The following is a 22,339-nucleotide window of genomic DNA, read 5'->3' on the forward strand; positions in this document are numbered from 1 at the left end:
CCATCTGTCTACGACTCTTAATTCAATACCATTTTCATCACACTTCGCTTTAAGCTTAGTTCTAAATTCATAGAACTTTTGTGATGCAACGGCTTTTGATAGATGTCTGTTCTTCATCATTCCCGATACATTCAAATCTTCAATCGTTATATAAGATGGCTTGGTTTTCACTATCTCGGCTATTGATTTATTGATATAATCAGTACGGATATTATCTATTTTATGATGAAGTCTTTGCACTTTGAGCTTTTGCTTTTGTATATTCTTTTGAGTGGACTCCCCTTTCTTTAAATTTTCATACTTGCGTGAGAGGCATCTTTGTTCTCTGCGCAATTTCTTTTCCAATTTCTTAACTCTTGCTGACTTATTGATATTTTTATAAGTTTTACCATTAGAAACAATCGCCAAGTCTTTCAAACCTAGGTCAATTCCTATACCGTCATTGCTATTATTAGCAATCTTAGCGTCGGGAATTTCTACAAGAACTGACACATAATATCTACCTGCTTTGATGGATACTGTACCGCTTTTGATTTTCCATCCGTCTTTAGTTGTTGGTATATAGCCTTTTTCTTTCATGCGTACCCAACCTAAAGTTGGTATGTTTAATCTATGTCTCTCACATCTACAATCTTTAGGATTGTTCTTTACGAAATACATTTTTACATCAGACTTACCTTTCCTTTTGAAATTAGGAAAAGCACTTTGGTGTTTAAAAAATCTTGTAAATGCAGTACATCCATCTTCAATAGATTTTTTTACAGCTTTTGAATATGCTTCTTTGATCCATATTTTATCAGGATTATTAGGAATGTACTCATTATTGAGCCATACGCTAAAACTCTTGCCGGTCATAAACTTTTCACCCTTATCGTATAAAGCTTTGTTGTGACCGAGATAGAAGTTGTAGACGTATCTACAAATGCCGATAGTCTTGTTGATCTTGATTTTTTGCTCGACGGTCGGATTGATTTCCGTTTTGAAGCTCTTTAGCAATTTCCGCATCCCCTTCTATTTGTTTTTTATACTTACGAAGGCCGTACAATCTACAAGAAAAAACGTGAAGTATGGATACAATATCCTGTACAAGTTCTTCCTGCGGTGATAATTCTTCATTATTCACTACCACTATGGTTGTATTAAACTTCATACAGAATTTTTCAAACCAATCATAGCCAAATCTGACAAATCTATCTTTATGTGTAACTATAATAGTTTTGATTTTTTGTTCCATTACTTCATCTAATAATTGATTCCACTTTTTACGATTGTAGTTAAGCCCACTTCCATAATCTTCAATACATTGATCTACAATGATACCTTTAGCATTGCAAAACTGACGTAAAAAAGTTACTTGATTTTGTAAATCATCTTTTTGGTTTCTTGTAGATACTCTGGCATAAATAACAATCTGACGATTATCGTTTTCAGTATTTATGTCCTTAAACTGAAGATATTGGTCATAAGTATAATAACGCCTATCAGTTGGAGTTCGATTTGCTTTCAGAATCCCCTCTCTATCCCAGCGTTGTAACGTTTTGACAGAGACACCCAATAATTCAGCAAAATCTTTTGGTTTGTAATTAGTGATATTAGATGTGTTCATAACAATGCCCTCCTCGAGTATATTTTAACACATTTAATCACTATTGAGAATGATTTTGATTACTTAAAGTTTCCTCCTGTCCTTCCATTCCCAGTATAACAAATTCCACGCCATATACGGTAGACTTTTTTCGAATTTTGACCGTATTTCTCGACGCTCCGATGCTTTCCGCATATTCTTTATGCTCCAAAACGGAGGATTCTTCCGTATCCAAATCGCATTGTTCCATAATAGTCCTATCTTCGTACTACCTTAAAAGGTACTACCCCATAACCACGAAGACCCCACAGAAGAGATTTCTCCCTTCTGTGAGGTCTTCGGAATTATTGTTTACAGCCTTTTACTTAAAGTATGCCACACCGGACTCGAAGATCTTCAGATCCTGTTCGCCGTAGATATTCTGTGCAACGCTTCTGTCGCGGCGCTCGGAGTGCGCCATTTTGCCCAGGATACGTCCATCCGGAGAGGTGATGCCTTCGATCGCGCTGTAGGAGCCATTGATATTCCATTCTTCATCCATGGAAATTCTTCCTTCCGGATCGGAATACTGGGTTGCTACCTGTCCGTTTGCAAACAGCTTGTCAATCCACTCCTTCGGAGCTACGAAACGTCCCTCACCGTGGGATGCCGGATTGACATATACTTTTCCAAGCTCAGCGCCCTGCAGCCAGGGAGACTTGTTGGAAACCACCTTGGTGTATACCATCTTGGAAATGTGACGGTTGATCGTATTAAAGGTCAGGGTCGGAGAATCGTCCTTCTGTCCGACGATTTCGCCGTAAGGAACCAGACCGAGCTTAATTAACGCCTGGAATCCATTACAGATACCAAGACATAAGCCATCTCTTTCCTTCAGAAGCTTCATAACCTCTTCTTTGATCTTCTCGTTCTGGAATGCAGTTGCAAAGAACTTTGCGGAGCCATCCGGCTCGTCGCCTGCGGAGAAGCCGCCGGGGAACATGATGATCTGAGCCTGGCTGATCTCTTTTGCAAACGCATCGACGGAAGAACGGATGTCCTCTGCGCTCAGGTTTCTGAATACATGGGTTACAACCTGTGCACCTGCGCGTTCAAATGCTTTTGTGCTGTCGTATTCACAGTTCGTTCCGGGGAATACCGGGATGAATACGGTAGGCTTCGCTACTTTATTCTTGCATACATAAATGTGATTCGTCTCATACAGGCCGGTTTCTACTGCGTCCGTGTCCTTGACTGCCTTTGTAGGGAATACCTTTTCCAGAGGCTTCTTCCACGCATCCAGCGCCTCTTTTTCGGAAAGGGTCATGTTTCCATAGGTAAATACCGGCTCTGCCGTTACCGTGCCGAGCAGCGTATAAGCAACATCCATATCCGCCAGACGGTCTGCCGGAACTTCTGCCACCAGATCGCCAAGGCCGTTTGTAAACAGCTCCTCTGCAGAAACCGTTTCCTCAATTGCAACGCCAAGTCCGTTACCGAATGCCATGCGGGACAGGGCTGCTGCCACACCATAGCTGTCCAGTGCATATGCGGAAACGATCACGCCCTTGCCCATCAGCTCGGTAATCTTTGCATACAGTGCCATTACCTGCTCATAATCCGGCAGATCGTAAGCATCCTTCTGAATGGAGAAACGAACCAGACGGTTTCCAGCCTGTTTTAATTCCGGGCTGATAACATCTTTTTCCTTTGCAACATCCACAGCGAAAGAAACCAGGGTCGGAGGTACGTCAATATCGTTAAAGGTTCCGGACATGGAATCCTTACCGCCGATGGACGGAAGTCCGAATCCCATCTGCGCGTCATAAGCGCCCAGCAGCGCCGCAAAAGGCTGGCTCCAACGTTCGGGATCCTGGGTCATGCGGCGGAAATATTCCTGGAAGGTAAAGCGGATTCCGGAGAAATCGCCGCCTGCCGCTACGATTCTTGCCATGGATTCCACAACCGCGTAAATTGCGCCGTGGTAAGGGCTCCAGGAGGACAGATACGGATCAAAGCCGTATGCCATCATCGTTACCGTATCGGTCTTTCCTTTCAGGACCGGAAGCTTGGCAACCATCGCCTGGGTCTCGGTCAGCTGATACTTACCGCCGTAAGGCATCAGCACGCTGCCTGCGCCGATGGAGGAGTCGAACATTTCCACAAGACCCTTCTGGGAGCAGACATTTAAATCCGACAGCAGTGCTTTCCATGCCTTTTTCAGATCGCCGGCTTTTACGGCTTCCTTTACAGCAGGAACTGCATACTGCTCAAAATAGTTATCTTCTTTCGACGGAACATCTACAAAAACATCGGTTTCCTGGTGTGCTCCGTTGGTATCCAGAAATGCTCTGGACAGGTTTACAATGCTCTTGCCGCGCCAGTTTAAAACCAGACGGGGTTCTTTGGTTACAACCGCAACCGGAACTGCCTCCAGGTTCTCTTCTGCCGCATAGCCTAAGAAGGTATCAACGTCTTTCGGAGAAACAACGACTGCCATTCTCTCCTGAGATTCGGAGATTGCAAGCTCTGTGCCATCCAGACCGGCATACTTCTTGGGAACCTTATCCAGATCAACGGTCAGACCATCTGCCAGCTCGCCGATGGCAACAGAAACGCCGCCTGCGCCGAAGTCGTTACACTTTTTAATCAGACGGGAAACTTCTTCTCTGCGGAACAGTCTCTGAATCTTTCTTTCGGTCGGGGCGTTACCCTTCTGCACCTCAGCACCGCAGGTTTCGATACTCTTTTCCGTATGCACCTTGGAGGAACCGGTTGCGCCGCCGCAGCCATCGCGTCCGGTACGTCCGCCCAGCAGGATGATGATATCGTCCGGATCGGAGTTTTCACGGATGACGTTGCGTCTCGGAGCCGCACCCATAACCGCGCCGATCTCCATACGCTTTGCAACATAATCGGGATGATAAATTTCTTTTACATAACCGGTCGCCAGGCCGATCTGGTTGCCGTAGGAAGAGTAACCGGATGCTGCGCCGCGCACCAGCTTTTTCTGGGAAAGCTTTCCCTTTAAGGTGTCCGCAACCGGAACGGTAGGATCCGCTGCACCGGTCACGCGCATTGCCTGATATACATAACCTCTGCCGGAAAGCGGGTCGCGGATTGCGCCGCCCAGACAGGTTGCCGCACCGCCGAAGGGTTCGATTTCGGTCGGGTGGTTGTGGGTTTCATTTTTGAAAAATACGAGCCATTCCTCGGTGACAGGACCATCGCCGTAGTCCATTTCAACGGGAACAATAACGGAACAGGCGTTGATTTCATCGGACTGCTCCATATCCTCCAGCTTGCCCTCTTTTTTAAGCTTACGCATCGCCATCAGTGCAAGATCCATCAGGCAGACAAACTTATCCGGACGGTCTTTAAAGATCTCTGCACGCGCATCCAGATAACTCTGGTAGGTTTTTTCCATCGGTTCCCGGTAAAAACCATCTCCGAATGCGACATTTTTCAGTTCAGTGGAAAACGTCGTATGACGGCAGTGGTCGGACCAGTAGGTATCCAGCACACGAATCTCCGTCATGGAAGGATCTCTCTTTTCCTCGCCTGCAAAATACTTCTGGATATGCTTGAAATCCTGCAGGGTCATCGCAAGACCAAGAGAATCGTACAGCTGCTTTAATCCGTCTGCATCCAGCGTAGTAAAGCCGTCTAAAATCCTGACATCTGCAGGCTCTGCAAACTCGGTTACGAGCGTCTTTGGCTTTTCCATACCGGTCTCTCTGGAATCCACCGGGTTAATGCAGTAAGCCTTGATCTTGTCAAATTCTTCGTCTGTCAGATCTCCTGTAATCAAATAAGTAACTGCGGTACGGATAATCGGCTGCTCCTCCGCTTTTAAAAACTGAACGCACTGTACGGCAGAATCTGCACGCTGGTCAAACTGTCCCGGCAGATATTCAACGCTGAATACGCGTCCGTTTGCAGGGATTTCGATCGTCTCGCGATACAGAATATCCACGGGCGGCTCGGAAAAAACAGTACGGCATGCCTGTTCAAAAACCTCATCACTGATATTTTCCACATCATAACGAATGAACATCCGGACATCTTCGATCCCTGACATATTCAGATAACCGATCAGATCCTCCTTCAGTTCCTGTGCCTTAACCGCGTAACCGGTCTTCTTTTCCACATAGATCCGTCTTACGTTTTCCATTTGTCCTCCTTTTGCCGCACAGGCGGCATTTTACGTTTCCAGCTCAGTCTTACCAATTCTATCACAAAATTTCTTTTCATGGTAGCAAAAGTGTCGATTCTGCTCAAGTATCGTCGGCATTACTATTTTCGGACAGATTTTTTGTTTTCGTGTGTGCATCTTTTTCATGCAGCGGCCGCGGCAGATCCCAACAGTAATGTGTCGCAAGCACCCGGATCACAATCACCACCGCAGTTCCTGCTGCCAGCGCCAGATACAGATGGATATGGATCAAAAGCACACACACCAGTGCTCCCGCAAAAGCCGCCATCGCATAGATATGCTTATACAGGATAAACGGCATCGTATCCGCTAAAATATCCCGGATCAGACCGCCTCCGATACCTGTCATCATGCCCAAAAATACTAAAAAGAAGATCCCGTCATAGCCCTCGCCGTGTGCGGTATATACGCCGAGGACAGTAAAAATCCCAAGTCCAACCGCATCACAGTAATTCATAACCTGCTCATAAATCGTCAGATAACGGCTCGTCATGATCTCCTGCTTTCCATAGACAAGTAAAAATAAAAGAGTGGAAGTTCCCAGCGCCACCAGCGCATAAACCGGATCCCGGAATGCTCCCGGCGGCGTCCGCCCCAGGATAATATCCCGGACAATGCCGCCTCCGACTGCAACACACAGTCCCAGCACCAGTACCCCGAACAGATCCAGATTTTTGCGGATACCCAGCATTGCCCCGGACGATGCAAAAGCGATCGTCCCGATGATCTCCGCCGTAAAAATAATCGGATTTTCCATGATCTCCTGTCCCCAGTTCCTTTTTTGTTAATACAATAGAATGCACGCTCTGTGAGCATTCTATTGTCATGAATTATGGCAGGCCGTATTCAGCCGAATGGGCGTATTCTGCTGCTTTATAGTATCCTGCGCCGCACTGCAGACGGAGCCACCCCATATTTTTTCTTGAACAGCTTGCTGAAATGATAGGCATCCTCATAGCCGACCTGCGCCGCGATTTCCTGAATGCTCATTTCCAGATTCTGTGTCAGCAGGTTATAGGCCTTGGTCAGACGAATATCAATCAGATAATGAATCGGTGTGTTTCCGGTTTCCGCCTTGAAAATCCTGGACACATAAAAGGTGCTCAGATACATATTGCCGGCGATCCGGTCAAGAGAGATTTTCTCTGCATAATGATCCTCAAAGTAATCCGTGATCTTCTCCACGAGATATTTCCGGTTCGCGGATTCAAAGGAGCATCCACCTGCCTTCTGCGGCTTACCGGTCTCTTCTTCTTCCCGCAGCAGCAAAAGAAGCATTTGCATGGCATACGTCTTCATCATATAATAGCGCCCGATCCGGCAAAGCTCCTGCTCTGCCTCCATTGCCATACAGAGCTTGGAAAGCTTACGCTGCAGCTCTCCCTCCGTACGAAATACCGGGCAATTCCCCGGTAGTGGAAAGTGGTTGCGCCCAAGCCCCGCCAGATTTAAATCTGTCAGCCCCACGTAAAATTCCGCAACCGGCGTTTTATGCTCTCCCGCCAGGCTTTGATGATAGACTCCTTCATTGATGACCAGCAGGTCACCCTCTTTTACTTCATATATAGTATCGCCGATTCTGTGCTTTCCTGTCCCGGATTGGATATAACACAGCTCCAGATGCTCATGGCAATGATAGTTCGGCTCATCCTCCACACGTGTTCCCTTCCACATAAACAAGAAAGTCGGATTTAACTCATCCTGAAATACCGTGTTTTCCCGTTCCATATCCACCAGCTTCCTTCCCGGATGCCTGAAATTTATCTTTTATTTTCCTGCAACATCCCACAAAAACATTTAACGTAACTGTTCAGTTTCCTCACAGTTACCATTCAACAACATTTTACATGAAACCTGCAAGATTGTACATTCCAAATAAAATATTTTGCGATACACTTTTTTTATCAAAGCCCATGGATACTTTTTTAAGGGAGGAAAAAAGGAAATATGACACCAATGAAATGGTTCTGGGGATTTCTCAGAAAGTACCGCTTCAAGCTTCTGGGCGGCCTGATCCTGACGACTTTCATTTCCGTTCTCGCCATCGTAAACCCTTACGTTTCCGGCATGATCGTAGATGATGTCATTCAGGGCGGTCAGTATGACCTGCTTTGGAAGCTTGTTCTCATCCTGCTTTTAGTTACGCTGGTCCGCGGTGCCCTGCGTTTCTTTTATCAGGTTATTTTCGAAGTATGCTCGCAGGGCGTGCTCTACGACATGCGGGACGTTGTTTACCGCCGCCTTCTGACAGAGGACTTCGCCTTTTACAGCAAGAAAAAAACAGGCGATCTGATGAGCCGTCAAACCGGCGACATGGAAGCAATCCGCCACTTCGTTGCTTACATTATCTATCAGGTTTACGAAAATATCCTGCTGTTCTGCTTTGCGCTCTTCATGATCTTTACGGTAAATGTGAAGCTGGCGCTCTGCATGCTGATCGTTCTGCCCTTTACAGCCATCACCACAGCAAAACAGTCCAAAGAGGTTCGACCGACATTCCAGCGCATCCGCGACTGCTTTTCTTCCCTGAATGCCTTCGTTCAGGAAAATGTCAGCGGCAACCGTGTCGTAAAAGCCTTTGCCAAGGAAGACTTTGAAATTGAAAAATTTAATAAGGAAAACGATGCCTACATGGACGCACAGTTGAACTCCTCAAAGGTCTGGATGAAATACCTTCCAATCTTCGAAGTTCTGGCATATGTCTTAAACGTTGTCCTGATGCTCTACGGCGGCTGGATGGTAATTACCGGAGAAATGACAATCGGTAACCTCGTAACCGTCAACGGCTATCTGTGGATGTTAAACGCTCCGCTGCGTATGGCAGGCTGGTGGGTCAATGATACCCACCGTTTTATCACCTCCGTAGAAAAAATTTATACAACCTATGTGGAAGAGCCTCTTGTAAAAATGCCTCCTGTGCCGGTTTCCCGCAAACATATGGAAGGAAATGTTGAATTTAAAGATGTTTCCTATACGGCAGATGATGAGGATATCGTAAAGGATATCAGCTTTTCTGTGAAAAAAGGACAGACAGTCGGCATTCTCGGTTCCACCGGTGCCGGCAAATCCACCATCATGAACCTGCTGTGCCGTTTTGTCGACGCGACCTCCGGCGAGGTTCTGGTAGATGGCGTAAACGTCAAGGACTGGAACCTTTACGATCTGCGTGACAACATCGGCATGGCAATGCAGGATATCTTTCTTTTTTCTGATACAATTGAAGGGAATATTGCATACGGTCGTCCGAACTGTACATTTGAGGAAATTCACGAAGCTGCTGTCATGGCAGATGCCAACCATTTCATCAAGGCTATGCCCGAAGGCTATAATACCATCGTCGGCGAGCGCGGTGTCGGACTCTCCGGCGGTCAGAAGCAGCGTATTTCCCTTGCGCGCGCCCTGTTAAAGAAACCGTCCATCCTGATTCTGGACGATACTACTTCCGCAGTTGATATGGAAACAGAAAGCTATATCCAGCAGCAGCTCGGCAAATTAAACGGCCAGTGCACGATCTTCGTCATCGCCTACCGTATTTCTTCCATTAAAGACGCTGATCAGATCCTGGTTATGGATAACGGGCGGATTATCGAACACGGAACGCATCAGGAGCTGCTTGCAAATGACGGCTACTATGCAAGCGCGTTCCATCATCAATACGGTGAGCTTCCTTCCAGAGAAGAACAGGAAGAATACCGTCAGGTTACAGCCAACGAAAGGAAGTGAGAACTCATGGCACGAAATAAATATGATGTGGACGAAGTCCTGGAAGATAAATTTGACCTCAATCAGTTAAAACGTCTGCTCGCTTATCTGATTCCTTACCGGAAACGGTTTGTCAGTGTCGGCTTCATGATGCTCTCCGCTTCCGCTTTTACCATGCTGATTCCGCAATTTTTTCAGAAGGTCATGGACGTCTGCATCCCGAACAAGGACATGAAGGGAATCGCATTTTACAGCTTTTTGACACTGCTTGCCGCATTTTACAGTGCCTTCAGCCTTCGCTACAAGATCAAATACACTAACCAGATCGGACAGCAGATCATTCACGACATGCGCTATGATATCTTTGAGCATCTGCAGGAGCTTCCGTTCTCCTACTATGATGACCGCCCCCACGGTAAAATTCAGGTACGTGTTGTAAACTATGTCAACAGCATCAGCGACCTGCTTTCCAACGGTATCTTAAATACCATCACCGACCTGTGCAACCTGGTGTTTATCATCGTTTTCATGCTGATCTTAAATGTCCGGCTGACGCTTGTATGTCTCTGCGGTCTTCCGGTCCTCGCGATCGTTATCGTTGTCATCAAGAAAAAACAGCGTACTGCATGGCAGGTTCAAAGCAATAAGCAGTCCAACTTAAACGCGTACATTGCTGAAAGTATCAACGGGATCCGTGTTACCCAATCCTTCGTCCGGGAAGACGTGAACAGCGGTATTTTCAACAACTTAAGCGGCAGCTACCGGAAATCCTGGATGCGCGCCGTTATGTTCAACTTTACGATGGGTCCCAGCATCGATATCATTTCAATAATTACAACTGCAGCGATCTATGTGCTCGGTGTCAGCTGGATGATCAACGGCGAAACCGGCATTACCGTCGGTGTGCTGGTCGCTTTTACTGCTTATATCGGACGTTTCTGGGCACCGATCAACACGCTGGCTGGCTTTTACAACTCTCTGCTGACCGCGATCTCCTATCTGGAGCGTATTTTTGAAACTATCGACGAGCCGGTTGTGGTCAAAGACCGGGAGGATGCAGTTGAAATGCCTCCGATCCACGGAGATGTTGCCTTCGACCACGTTACCTTCAGCTATGAGCCTGGCGTTCCGATCTTAAAGGATGTTTCCTTCCACGCAAACCAGGGGCAGTCGTTTGCAGTGGTAGGCCCCACCGGTGCCGGCAAAACAACCCTGGTGAATCTGTTGAGCCGCTTCTATAACGTAGATTCCGGGCGGATTTTAATCGATGGCGTCGATATCGCAGGCGTTACCATCCGTTCTCTCCGCAAACAGATGGGTGTCATGATGCAGGACAGTTTCATTTTCTCCGGCACAATCATGGATAACATCCGCTACGGCAACTTCAGCGCTACAGATGAAGAGGTCATCCGGGCTGCAAAAACGGTCTGCGCCCATGACTTCATCATGGAAATGGAAAACGGTTATCAGACACAGGTAAATGAACGGGGAAGTCGTCTGTCCGCCGGACAGCGCCAGCTGATCTCCTTTGCCCGCGCACTTCTGGCTGACCCGAAGATCCTGATCCTGGATGAGGCAACCTCCAGTATCGATACCGAAACAGAGATCATCCTGCAGAAGGGCTTAAATGAACTGCTGAAGGGACGTACCTCTTTCATCATCGCACATCGTCTTTCCACGATTAAAAATGCTTCCTGCATCATGTATGTGGATAAGGGAACGATTCTGGAAAAAGGCACACATGATGAGCTGATGGCCCAAAAAGGAGAATATTACAAGCTCTATATGTCCCAGTATGCATCGCTGATGTGAGTGAAGAGTGCTGGTCGCTAAATTCGACATTGCAGGTGTCTGTGCCTGCGCAAGACGGCTAAATGCTTGAATACCTGTTATTGGAAAAATATCCCCCAGCGCGTCGCGGTTTATATGATAATCGCGGTAACGCTGGGGATGTTTTTGGGGGAAACATTATTTTTTTCTATCTATCTTTATCTTTTTCATTTGGGATAAAATTGCTGTTTTTATGCTCTCATTTAAATATACCGGGTTCAGGTTTCGTTTGAAATAAGCCAAATAAGTTCCTTTTGTTTCTTCTATCAAAAGCGCTGTAAAAAAACGCTCCCAGCTAAAATAGTTCCTGCTTTCCACATATTCAGATGGATTCTTCAAAATCTTCTCCATCGCAGCATTTTTTAATACTCCTGCTGATAAAATCAACCATTCGAATGATTCCGGCAAGTATAATACGATATTTTTTCTGCTCTCCATCAATCGCATAACCCGATCCATTTCAGAACCAAACGCAGCACCATCTGCAATGACAAGAATCTTTTCATTCTTATGCACTTTCAAATAACGGAAAATATTGGATTTCCCATTCAGGGTTTCACACGTCAAACCGTTTTCTCTGCACACTGCGTCAAAAAACTGATATCCCGAATTACTGTCTTCTGTAACAACAGCCTCCGGCTCTATCTCACCTTTCGTTTCATCTAAGTTATATATTCTGTAAAACTCGTGATAGATCTGCTTCAGTGTTCCATATTTTCCAGAAGTCCGGATTCCATAAATTTCTTCCACACTATAGGGCAACGCCGGAAGAGACTCTCTCGACACAATAACATAATAATTATCCGTATTTTGAATGACACCTGCAAATTCTTCTGCTTTTACAAAGGTATTTCCTTCATCGATAAAAACAATACTGTCAGTGATTCCAGCCAATTGTTCTTTCCATAAAGCGCCCTCCAGCACATAACACTTTTTATCACTGATCAACTCTACCGGGCTTCCTAACGGATCATTTTCATGATCCTGTATCATCTCAATCAATGTCGTTTTCCCAGTCGCACTGTCTCCACGAAGTATCGTCAAATTACGCCGTAATTCAAATTCATATTTCTGTCGCTTCGTTGAAACGACAATCCTATGCTTTCCCTTCATACCCTAACTCTCCGTTATACAAATTCTCCTGCTATCGGTACCAGCTCTTCCATCGAATGAACGATCTGATCTGTATTTAAAATACGAATCTTGAATGGTTTCTTTCCAAAATTCATCAAATGACGCAGATTAATCGTTCGATCCTCCTCTTTTGCTATTTCTAACAGCCACTTTGCGCAGTTGTCGCCGCAGGTAGACGCATTGAACACCTTATCTTTTTCGAATTTAACAAGAATCAAAGTCTTTACCCCACCCGATAATCCAACCGGCGGTATCTTTCCAGAAACGGGACTGTCTATTACCCCGCTGTCCATTACGGTCGATTTGTCCACGTCTAGAATCATTTCCTTTACAAAAGGATCTACAATCCATTCATCTTCATAATCATATTTAAAATAACCTGCCGTATTGTAAACAGCTTCTTTCATATCTCCATAAAAAATGTTCAGCATTTCTTGTCCTCTCTTTTTACCATACTAGATTTTTGATATCCCGTAGAGCCTTTGATGTAAAATTTTAAAATATTGCCTTTTATTTAAATATGATACCTCAAAATACTGGAGGATTTCAATACATCTCATGTTTCTATTAATCTCGACAAAGAGAAAACGGAATTTCTGGCAACTGAACCATAAAGTATAATTGCCGCAATATCTCCAGAAAAAATATCCAGCGGCCCTTTGATCAAATCTTCTTTCATAAGATCACGCAACATGAACTCGCCCCTCCCGCAGCAATTTTCCCATTACTGCAGAAGGGGCGGTCTGTTCTCTTTCTTTTTATTCATGACAATAGAATGCTCGCAGAGCGTGCATTCTATTGTTTGATATACGGCATTTCCGTCATGCGCAGGTTCGTGCATCCGTAGGGCTGCAGCAGCACGTCTTTTGCCTCCCCAAGCGCTTTTCTTTCTATCGGGGAAATAGCGCAAATGCCGCCTTTTTCTTCCCACGGAACCGGAACCATCTTCGCTTTGATCCTGATGGGCGGGTTCTCAACAGAAAACGGAGTGTCTGTGACAGGCTCAAACATCACTTCAAACGCTTCGCTGTAAAAGCCATAATTCCACTCAGAATCCGGGAACATCTCATAATCGCAGTACGGGAACCTGCGCTCTACGCCGTCCCGCACATATTCGATACGGTTCACCTTTGCCTTTACCGGCAGGGAGAACAGGAGCGGTCCCCGAACCAGCACCTTTGCATCGTAAGGGCGGTCCTGTAAAATAGCTTCAAAGGTCAGCTCCACCGTAACGCATGTTACGCCGTCAACCAGAATGTTCTGCTCGAAATAAGTTCCGGGACATGCTTCTATTCCGTTGACTGTCGCTTTCTTTGCAAAGCCGGGAATACGGATCTGCAGACAGGTTTCGGCAGGCTTGTCCGAGCTCAGTTCAATCACTGCATTGTCACGGAACGGGTACTTAGAAACAATATGTACCTGAACAGTTCCGTTGGGTGTTTCCGCCTGTGCACAGCAGGGCACAAGGCTCTGTACAACCGGACCGCGTTCATTTTTCATCACTGCGGAAATTGCAAATTTCGGCCATGCCTGATTAAAGTTTGCGGTACAGCAGCCAAAGTGAGGCTCCAGCCCGAACATGTTCGCTTCGTTATTATTGGAATTATACGGATTCTCTGCATCCGGAATTCGCGCTGCCGAAATCTGGTTTGTCATCTGAAGGTACTGATGCGCCCACATATCCGGCGTCGTCGTTGCAGGCATGGAATTGAATGCCTCTCGCTCCAGTAAATCACCCCAGAAGGGATTTCCTCCAATGGAAAGCAGGGTTTCACAGGAATACATCATCTCTGCAACGCTGCAGCACTCGCTGCCCTGGATCGGCGCATCACCGGACAGGCACTCGTCACCGGTAAAATGTCCGGTCGCCATACTGTTGTATTTCATCACCTTTTGATACATGGAAAGAGCGAACTCATCCGGATCTTCCTCTGTCAGACAGGACATCAGTGCACGGCACTTAAATGCCATGGCGGTATTTACCACATGGTTTGTCTGCGTCCAGTATTTCTTCGAAGCAGGCTTTTGGAAATCAAAATAGGTATAAAGCTTTTCGTAATCGATACCATCTGCATCCAGCAGCTCCATCAGCTGCAAAAGCCAGGGCTCCGGTCTGCGCTCATACATCCACAAAATCGGGATCAGACATTCATACCAGCGTGCTGCCGACCAGTTAAACAGCGTATTTCTTGCAATATGAGGAAGAAGCTGCTTTAACGTGCGGTATACCGCTTCCTCAATCCTTTCATCCCCACTGCAGTCCTGGTACAGCACCAGAACCTTACAGATCAAAAATGCCGCCCAGAGGTCGTAGCGGTCGCGCTCTTCCAACGCACAGGGGCAGATCCAACCGTCTTCCTTCTGGGCTGCCAGAATCGCATCGATATATCTTTTTGCACGCTTTTTCAGATCTTCATCGTTCAGCAGATATGCCAGCGGGATAAAACCGTCCAGCCAGTACGGTACGCGCTCCCAGCCTTCCTTATCTCCGCCGATCCATTTACTCTCCCGTATATCCGGCCATACCAGATCCAGATGTCCGCTCAGCCCCTCCGCCTGAATTTCCAGCTGCCGCAAAAGCCAGCCCTCCGGTTTGATCTGCTGCGCAGTAAGCGCACGATATTTTGCACCTCTCATTTTCTTTTCCTCCCTTTGTATTCTTTTCTTTTTCCTCCGTTATGCTATACTGTCAGTAGAATTCTACCCCTAACTAGCGTGTGCCGCACGGAACAATCCGCAGGCATCAAGGCCGGGGCTTTTGCCTCTGACATCATTATATAAGATTCCTCTTCATTTCCAAAGTTCAAAATCAGCCTTATACATTGCAAAATTGAAACATGCACAACAATAGTGTTCCGAAAAACAAAAACAGACGGACTGCATCGCTACATTTCTATAGCTGTGCAATTCGCCTGCTTTCCATTTTGTCTATAAAAAACGATACCGCTCTTTATTCGTAACTCTGTGCGCCCATTTCTGTGCCGCAGCTACTGCAGTCCGCTTACTCCTGTGCCGCTGCCGCGCTGTCCAGATCCTTCTGTGCAAGCTCCAGATCCCTGCGGATGGAGAGATGCTGAGGACAGACTTTTTCACACTTGCCGCACTTCACGCAGCATTTCGCCTTTTCTTCGTCCTTCAAATCCTTTTCCCATGCATTTTTTACATGGTCGTAGGTTCCGTAAATGTGGTATTTGTTCCACAGTGCGAAGTTCTGCGGAATGTTTACGCCAGCCGGGCACGGCATACAATACCGACAGCCGGTACAGCCGTTCTGTACTCTGCTCTGCAGATCTGATACGATTTCAGAAATCATCTTTTCTTCTGCTTCATCCAGCGGCTTAAAGTTCGAGAAGGTCTTCAGGTTATCCTCAACCTGCTCTTCACTCGACATACCGCTCAGGATCACCTTTGCATTGGAATGGCTGCCAACCCAGCGAAATGCCCAGGATGCGATGCTGGCATCTTTATCCATCGCTTTGAACTTTGCATTGATATCATCAGAGAAGTTTGCAAGGCTGCCGCCCTTTACAGGCTCCATGATCACCAGAGGAATTCCAAGCTCTTCTGCCAAAGCGTAGCCTTTATCCCCTGCCTGCTCCTCGGTGTCCATGTAGTTATACTGAATCTGGCAGAAATCCCAGTCACGGCCGCGCAGCACTTCTTCAAATGCCTCGTAGGTATCGTGGAAGGAAAAGCCCAGATAACGGATTTTGCCCTCTGCCTTTAACTGCTCGCAGAACTCCACAATTCCGAGTTCTTTCACTTTATCCCATCTCTCTTTGCTCATTGCGTGCATCAGATAAAAATCGATATGATCTGTGCGCAGGCGCTCCAGCTGTTCTGCAAAAACGCGTTTTGCATCGTCTACACTCTCAATTGCCCAGACAGGCAGCTTTGTTGCCAGATAAAAGGAATTGCGGTCATATTTCTGCAGCACTTTACCAACAAACGGTTCACTGTCACCATTATGGTACGGATACGCGGTGTCGATGTAATTAACGCCTGCCGCGATGGCACGATCCAAAAGCTTCTCTGCTCTCGGCTCATCAATTTTGCCGTCCGGTGTGGCCGGAAAACGCATACAGCCAAAGCCAAGCAGTGATGTTTCGATTCCAAGCTTTTCAAATTTTCTCTTTTCCATGTCTGTTCTCCTTTTCATTATGAAATGATTGGACTGTCCGTATTCTTCGGCTCTGCCACATCTTTTTCCATCTTCTCCGGTTCTTTTAATTTACCGATTTCATTATGACTCTCGAAGCTCTTTTCGATCTCCTGCAGCTGGTTTGCGTAGCCTAACAGCTCTGTTGTCAGCTCCTCCTTATCCGCCCGTTCTTTTTTATAAGAAATGCGGTGTTCCATACTTGCCCAGAAATCCATCGATAATGTCCGCAGCTGTACTTCTACCGGAAAATATTCCATCCCATCCATGCAATAGACCGGAACGCCGACAATCAGATGATAGCTGCGATATCCATTTGGTTTCGGCGCTTTGATGTAGTCCTGTTCGCGGATCACGATCAGGTCAGCCTGCCGCTTTAAGCTTTTGGCAAGGTTATAAATATCGTCCACAAAGTAACAAATAATACGGACACCGGCGATATCCTGCAGATAGTCCTTAGCGTTGTCTACGGTCGGTTCTTTTCCGCGCCGGATCAACTTTTCTTCCAGGCTCTTTTTCTTCTTGATCCGGTTCTGGATGTAATGAATCGGGCGGCTGTCTGACTTACCGTAAAGGTTGTGGTTAAGCACATCCAGCCGGGTCAGGAGCATCTGCATCGCATCCGCATAAGGCCTCACAAAATTGTAGTATTCTTCGTCGTTCATAAAACTCCTCATTTCTGAGTGATCTGTTTTTCTGCGTTCCACAATCACCAGTATACAACAATTTTGTCAAAAAATCATGAGTTTTGGGAAAGAATTTGTTAATTTTTTATAACGTCAGGCGCATCTGATACCAAACGACATTTCCGTGTACCGATTTCGAAACGCCCTCGTTGACAAAGCCAAAGTTCTCATAATAATGGAGCAGTTTGTCCTTACAGGTCAGGACAAGCCCTTTGCGCCCTTCTTTTTTTGCCTGCTCAATAGCGCAGCGAATCAACTGTCCCGCGTAGCCTTTTTTGCGGCATTCGGGAATCGTATTGACGCCAAAAATCATCTGCCACGCACCGTTTTCGTCGTGCAGTGCTGCATTTTCATACATTTCATCCGCCAGATCCGGCGTATCCGTCACCATACCGTCCACAAAGGACACCAGCTTTCCGTTTTTAAACAGCAGCCAGAAATGATTGCCATATGCTGCGATCCGCTCTGCAAATTCTTCCTTCGAAGCCGCCTCCGCCGCCGGGAAGCATTCCGCCTCCACCGCCGCAACACAGTCCAGATCAGATGACGTCGCTGTCCTGATATTCTGATTTGTTTCCATAAAAATCTCCATTCCGCAGGCGCTTTGCGCCGAAGGAATCGCGGGGCGAACGTCCAGTTCGGCTCTGCGATCATAGCTACTTTGTGACGCCTGCGGCACAAACAATAGAATGCACGCTCTACGAGCATTCTATTGTCATGAATAGCTGTGTGAAAAATAAGCGCCCACGGTTTCCTTACAGAATGTATTTTCTCAGCGCGCCGGTGAACTCTGCAATTCTCTGCTCCGCCAGCTCCTTCACCGTCACATTTTTCATGCTCTCGACATAGCCCTGCTCCTGGCGATACAGCCATCTGGCGTCCTCCGGTCGGATTAAGCCGTAGTGGTTTGCCGCAATCCAGTCCTCATAGCCGATCGGCAGCTCATAGCCGAGCTTTTCTTCCAGAAGCTTCGGAAAATCGATCTGATCTGCGCGTTCCCGGATGCCCTCCCAGAACTCCAGCACTTCTTCCACGTGCTCGTGAATCTCATAGCGTCTCGCGCCGCCGTCATAAATGATGCACTTTTCAAACAGCGGGCTGCACATGGACAGCGTTTCCCGGCGAAACTCCGGCGCAACAATACCGCCCTTCCAGTAAAAGTCCACGTCCGGCAGGTTGATGCCGGAAACGCCCTTATCCTGGTAGGTTGCAAAAATTCCTTCATAATATACGGTAATAAAGCCTTCAAATTCCGGCCAGAATTCGCGGATATCCCGGGTCAGATCTTCTAAAATATCAATTCCCTTTGTACCGCCGATTGTAAAGATGATGATGTTGCGCAGCTTTGCGCCGTGCTCGCGGTAAAAATCTGTCACATAGCGCAGGCAGTGAATCAGCGTCTCGCCGCTTGCAATAATATCACCGATCATCAGCGTGCTGTCCGGCACCATCGTCAGCTTGCTGTATTTGATTTCCAGCCCGGCGATTTCTTCGTTTTCAAACACGCGCTCACTGGATAAAAAGCTGATGTCATGCACGCGGATATGCTCCCGGTAGCAACTTTCTTCCAGCGGATAGTTCAACGCACCCCTCAGGATGGAAAGGATATTCGCCGTCGTCACTTTTTTCTGCTCCTTCAGATAATACAGCATCTGGGAGGTAGAAGAAATCAGGCAGTTATAAACCTCATAGCCTACGATTTCCGGCGTGTTGAGCAGCTTTCTCGTCTCCGCCTCCGAAATAATATAGTATTCATTCAAAAAATCAGCTCCGGTCAGCCGATAACAGGCTACGCCCTGTTCATTAAATTCCGGTGCAATTTTTACGTCATCCCAGTTTTTCATCGGTTCTTCCTCTTTTAGATGTATTAGAAACAGTCACGGACATTTCTTTCTCTGAATATATTACCGGGATTCCGAAATACCGTCAAGGCAATTAGGGGAGATTCTTTGGAAAAAGAAGACACACAAAACGGCAGCCAGGATAGGAGGGCTGCCGTTTTGTGTTTATATGAGGGGGGAGATAGTGAGTCATTCATCTATCCGTAAAATAGAATACCGAATAAATGTGTCCTCGTTATGTCCAGTTCCTAAAAATGTCCTAAATTTTATAAAGGAAAAATAAAATCCGGATAATGAATTTCTTAAGGTTCCAAAAAAGTCTAAATTTCAACTGTTTCCCGAACCGTTCCATCCAATTCTTTCCAGACCGCCCGGTTTGCTTCCAGAATCATATATCCGCGCCAGCTGTCCTGCTTTGGCAGCGACACAGATCCCGGATTCATGCAGCGAATCCCGTTTTTTACCTCGTTTCTTGGCACATGGGTGTGCCCTTGCAAAAACAGATCGCCCTCCCGAAGCGGCGGCAACTGCTCTGCCGATGCCAGATGTCCGTGTGTAGCGTACACCAGTTTCGTTCCAAGGTCGAGCATACAGTAATCCGCCAGAATCGGGAATTCCAATACCATCTGATCCACTTCCGCATCGCAGTTTCCGCGCACGCACAAAATTTGATTCTTTTTCGCATTGAGCATGGCGATCACCATCTTCGGGGCATATTCCTCCGGCAGATCGTTGCGCGGACCGTGATACAAAAGATCTCCCAGCAAAAGCAGCCGATCCGCCTTTTCCCGTTCATATGCGTCAAGCAGCTCCCTGCAATACTTTGCGGAGCCGTGTATATCTGATGCAACCATCCATTTCATCTTTCAAATTCCTCATTTCGTAACATCCAAACGCGAGCCGGATATGCTCTGCACTATACCGCCTTTTCCACGCCCGGATACCGTCTGCGCAGCTCCGGCATCGCTGCTCTCTGCCCTCAGCGCTCAGCCCTCGAACAGCCCGGTCGTATCCAGACTGATATCGCAGGTCTTTTCCACGCCGGCTTTCCAGAAATAGCGCTCTTCCAACGGAATCCAGATCCGTTCAAACATTTCCTCCCGCTCTTCTCCGTTTCTTTTCCGAATCCGTTCCAGCTGTTCCTGTCGGTCAACCGTCAGAAAAATGCGCAGGTCATAGCTTCTGCGCAGTCTCGGATGACAGGCATAGGAACCCTCGATGATCGTCACTTTTTTCGGAGAAACTATTACCTCGGGCAAAAAACAGACTGCGTGCGCGTCATAGGGGCGATAGGAGAATGCCTCTCCTGTGAGCATTGGCTGCAGCACCTCTGTTTCAAACCGCTCATAGTCCACATTTCCACCAGGCTCCCGCAGGCGCTTGGTCGTGCGCTGATGGGGCTGAAGATAAAAATCATCCATGTGGATCACGTTGCAGTCCAGCTGCTTTTGCAGATCTTTTGCCAGTGTGCTTTTTCCGGAAGCACAGCGTCCGTCGATCGCCACAAGCAGCGGCTTGTCCTGCCTCACCTGCTGCCGCAGTTTTTCTTCCAGCAGCACCATTACCGTCGTTATAGGGGTAGTTGTTCTGGTTTCCATAGGTCTCCTCGTTTCCGGGTCATCGTTGAAATCACAATTGAAATTACGTTTCCCTTTTGATTGTATCACAAACAGAATCTCTCACGCAATCTGAATCGCGATCTTAATCACGCCGTACCTGCTGCAATCGTGCCCCACCGTTCTTTATTATGCAAAAAATTGAAACCCGAGGACCACAATCCCCAAAACGACTAAAATCACACCGGTCGCACGGTTTAAAGTCTTCGGCGTTGCTTTGTTGGCAAAAACAGCCGCAATCCGTGCCCACAGCAGCGTAAATACCATACACAGGATCAGCACCGTCCAGTCAGGCGCACCGCCGATGGCGAAATGCGAAACCGATCCGGTAAATGCCGTAAACGCCATGATAAATACGCTCGTTCCGACTGCAGTTTTTAATTCATAACCCAGCACAGAGGTCAGAATCAACAGCATCATCATGCCGCCGCCAGCGCCGACAAAACCGCAGATAAAGCCGATCAGCAGCCCGCAGACAATCGACTGTACCGCACGTTTTTTCGCAGAAACGCCCTGCATTGCCTCCTTGGTTGTCATAACCGGGCGTACAATGAATTTAATGCCGAGCAAAAGCGTCATAAACACAGAAAAGCTGCCCATCGTCCTGGAAGGAACCAGGCTGGAAACATAGCTGCCAACCACGGTAAATGCCAACACGCTTACCATCATAATCAGTCCGTTTCGGATATCCAGATTTTTATTTTTTCCATAGGTATAAGCGGAAACCGCACTCGCAAGCACGTCCGACGCCAGCGCGATGCCGACCGCCATATACGGATCCATCCCAAGAAACGTAATCAGAACCGGGCTGATGACCGCCGCTGCGCTCATCCCTGCAAAGCCGGTACCAAGACCTGCGCCCATTCCCGCAAAAAATGTAACCAATATTGTGATCAGTAACTGCATCTTATCTTTCGTCTCCTTTTATAATCTGATCCAGATTTTTTTCCATCTGTGAAAAATATATCGCCAGCTTTTTCTGGTCTTCGTCACTCAAGCCCATCATCAGCCGCTCTGCAAACTCCTGCTGCAGCTCTTTGCCCCGTTTCTGAATCGGCAGCGCCTTTTGCGTACAGATCAGCTCCGTTTTGCGGCGGTCCTTTTCCACCGCCTGCCGCTCAATATAGCCGTCCTGCACCAGCTTTTCCACATTTACCGAAACCAGGTTCGCCTTGATGTTACGGATTTCCACAATATCGCGTGCCGTTTTATACTCCGGATTATTGTACAAAAACATCAGGATATCAAAGGCGGTCTGCGGCAGCTTCATTTCCTGGCACAGCGGTCTGCATACCGCCGTATAGGCAAGGGCCATTTTTCTGGCAAACTCGATTTTCAGATTCATCCGTCGACTCTCCTTCCTTGATTATTTCATTTTTGAACTATTCACTTTTGAAGTAATTATACTTCTTTTTCCAGAAGCGTCAAGGGGGTTTTGGAAGAAAGGCGGAAAAAAGAGCGCACTTCGCAGGAGTCTCCGATATAAAAAAGAATGTGCCTTGGCACATTCTCGCGCCGAGGCGCGGTTGCCTCGGCAACCATCTACCCTTGCGCCGAGTGCGCATCCTCGCGGAGCATTTTTATCGTATGG

The 22,339-nt window shown here is 47.1% G+C and carries 20 protein-coding genes; 2 read left to right on the forward strand and 18 right to left on the reverse strand.

All coding sequences use genetic code 11. The features are described 5' to 3' along the window. The 6 genes from OCV62_RS13995 to OCV62_RS14020 all read right to left on the reverse strand — a co-directional run. Positions 1–1,005 (reverse strand): RNA-guided endonuclease InsQ/TnpB family protein (locus OCV62_RS13995; RefSeq protein ID WP_262587388.1); only part of this gene is annotated, 1,005 nt, incomplete at its 3' end. Continuing rightward, positions 917–1,591 carry an IS607 family transposase gene (locus OCV62_RS14000; protein WP_262587461.1) on the reverse strand — a complete coding sequence of 225 codons (675 nt, stop codon included), beginning with the start codon at positions 1,589–1,591 and terminating at the stop codon, positions 917–919. The genes OCV62_RS14000 and OCV62_RS13995, both read right to left, overlap by 89 nt. Positions 1,592–1,646: 55 nt before the next feature. After that, complete coding sequence (locus OCV62_RS14005; RefSeq protein WP_262587389.1) at positions 1,647–1,835, reverse strand: hypothetical protein; 189 nt, start codon at positions 1,833–1,835, stop codon at positions 1,647–1,649. Between the two features lie 111 nt (positions 1,836–1,946). Next, positions 1,947–5,738, reverse strand: a complete 3,792-nt coding sequence (locus tag OCV62_RS14010) for a phosphoribosylformylglycinamidine synthase (protein WP_262587392.1) — start codon at positions 5,736–5,738, stop codon at positions 1,947–1,949. 103 nt (positions 5,739–5,841) lie between these two features. After that, positions 5,842–6,537, reverse strand: a complete 696-nt coding sequence (locus tag OCV62_RS14015) for a trimeric intracellular cation channel family protein (RefSeq protein ID WP_118496385.1) — start codon at positions 6,535–6,537, stop codon at positions 5,842–5,844. Between the two features lie 116 nt (positions 6,538–6,653). Continuing rightward, positions 6,654–7,508, reverse strand: coding sequence for an AraC family transcriptional regulator (locus OCV62_RS14020; RefSeq protein ID WP_262587395.1), 855 nt, complete (start codon positions 7,506–7,508; stop codon positions 6,654–6,656). 219 nt (positions 7,509–7,727) lie between these two features. On the opposite strand from OCV62_RS14020, the gene OCV62_RS14025 reads away from it, so the two are divergent. Together OCV62_RS14025 and OCV62_RS14030 are read left to right on the forward strand one after the other, a co-directional pair. Further along, positions 7,728–9,503 (forward strand): ABC transporter ATP-binding protein, encoded by a 1,776-nt coding sequence (locus tag OCV62_RS14025; protein ID WP_262587396.1) that lies wholly within the window; start codon positions 7,728–7,730, stop codon positions 9,501–9,503. A 6-nt stretch (positions 9,504–9,509) separates the two neighbouring features. After that, the gene (locus tag OCV62_RS14030; protein ID WP_262587399.1) at positions 9,510–11,294 is read left to right on the forward strand and encodes an ABC transporter ATP-binding protein; all 1,785 of its coding nucleotides are present in this window, start codon (positions 9,510–9,512) and stop codon (positions 11,292–11,294) included. Positions 11,295–11,450: 156 nt separating this feature from the next. On the opposite strand, the gene OCV62_RS14035 is transcribed toward OCV62_RS14030, so the two are convergent. From OCV62_RS14035 to OCV62_RS14090, 12 genes are all read right to left on the reverse strand, one after another. After that, positions 11,451–12,425: a translation initiation factor 2 gene (locus tag OCV62_RS14035; protein ID WP_117962031.1), complete on the reverse strand. Its 975-nt coding sequence runs from the start codon at positions 12,423–12,425 to the stop codon at positions 11,451–11,453. Positions 12,426–12,439: 14 nt separating this feature from the next. After that, complete coding sequence (locus tag OCV62_RS14040; RefSeq protein ID WP_021915292.1) at positions 12,440–12,877, reverse strand: DUF4869 domain-containing protein; 438 nt, start codon at positions 12,875–12,877, stop codon at positions 12,440–12,442. A 125-nt stretch (positions 12,878–13,002) separates the two neighbouring features. After that, positions 13,003–13,140 carry a hypothetical protein gene (locus OCV62_RS14045; protein ID WP_262587405.1) on the reverse strand — a complete coding sequence of 46 codons (138 nt, stop codon included), beginning with the start codon at positions 13,138–13,140 and terminating at the stop codon, positions 13,003–13,005. Positions 13,141–13,241: 101 nt separating this feature from the next. Then, positions 13,242–15,083, reverse strand: a complete 1,842-nt coding sequence (locus OCV62_RS14050) for a glycoside hydrolase family 127 protein (RefSeq protein WP_262587407.1) — start codon at positions 15,081–15,083, stop codon at positions 13,242–13,244. Between the two features lie 364 nt (positions 15,084–15,447). Then, positions 15,448–16,587 (reverse strand): aldo/keto reductase, encoded by a 1,140-nt coding sequence (locus OCV62_RS14055; protein ID WP_262587408.1) that lies wholly within the window; start codon positions 16,585–16,587, stop codon positions 15,448–15,450. Positions 16,588–16,604: 17 nt separating this feature from the next. Continuing rightward, complete coding sequence (locus OCV62_RS14060; RefSeq protein ID WP_262587410.1) at positions 16,605–17,270, reverse strand: GTP pyrophosphokinase; 666 nt, start codon at positions 17,268–17,270, stop codon at positions 16,605–16,607. Positions 17,271–17,376: 106 nt separating this feature from the next. Then, on the reverse strand, positions 17,377–17,883 hold the full coding sequence (locus OCV62_RS14065; protein WP_262587412.1) for a GNAT family N-acetyltransferase: 507 nt from the start codon (positions 17,881–17,883) through the stop codon (positions 17,377–17,379). Between the two features lie 163 nt (positions 17,884–18,046). Further along, positions 18,047–19,135, reverse strand: a complete 1,089-nt coding sequence (locus OCV62_RS14070; RefSeq protein WP_262587415.1) for a hypothetical protein — start codon at positions 19,133–19,135, stop codon at positions 18,047–18,049. Positions 19,136–19,452: 317 nt separating this feature from the next. Continuing rightward, positions 19,453–19,995 (reverse strand): phosphodiesterase, encoded by a 543-nt coding sequence (yfcE, locus tag OCV62_RS14075; RefSeq protein ID WP_262587417.1) that lies wholly within the window; start codon positions 19,993–19,995, stop codon positions 19,453–19,455. 123 nt (positions 19,996–20,118) lie between these two features. Next, positions 20,119–20,730: a uridine kinase family protein gene (locus OCV62_RS14080; RefSeq protein WP_117962048.1), complete on the reverse strand. Its 612-nt coding sequence runs from the start codon at positions 20,728–20,730 to the stop codon at positions 20,119–20,121. 147 nt (positions 20,731–20,877) lie between these two features. Continuing rightward, positions 20,878–21,654 carry a sulfite exporter TauE/SafE family protein gene (locus OCV62_RS14085; RefSeq protein ID WP_118496362.1) on the reverse strand — a complete coding sequence of 259 codons (777 nt, stop codon included), beginning with the start codon at positions 21,652–21,654 and terminating at the stop codon, positions 20,878–20,880. Between the two features lies 1 nt (position 21,655). Continuing rightward, the gene (locus OCV62_RS14090) at positions 21,656–22,093 is read right to left on the reverse strand and encodes a MarR family winged helix-turn-helix transcriptional regulator (protein ID WP_262587419.1); all 438 of its coding nucleotides are present in this window, start codon (positions 22,091–22,093) and stop codon (positions 21,656–21,658) included. Between the last annotated feature and the right edge of the window lie 246 nt (positions 22,094–22,339).

It is taken from the genome of Gallintestinimicrobium propionicum, from assembly GCF_025567525.1.
Classification (GTDB): Bacteria; Bacillota; Clostridia; order Lachnospirales; family Lachnospiraceae; genus Gallintestinimicrobium; species Gallintestinimicrobium propionicum.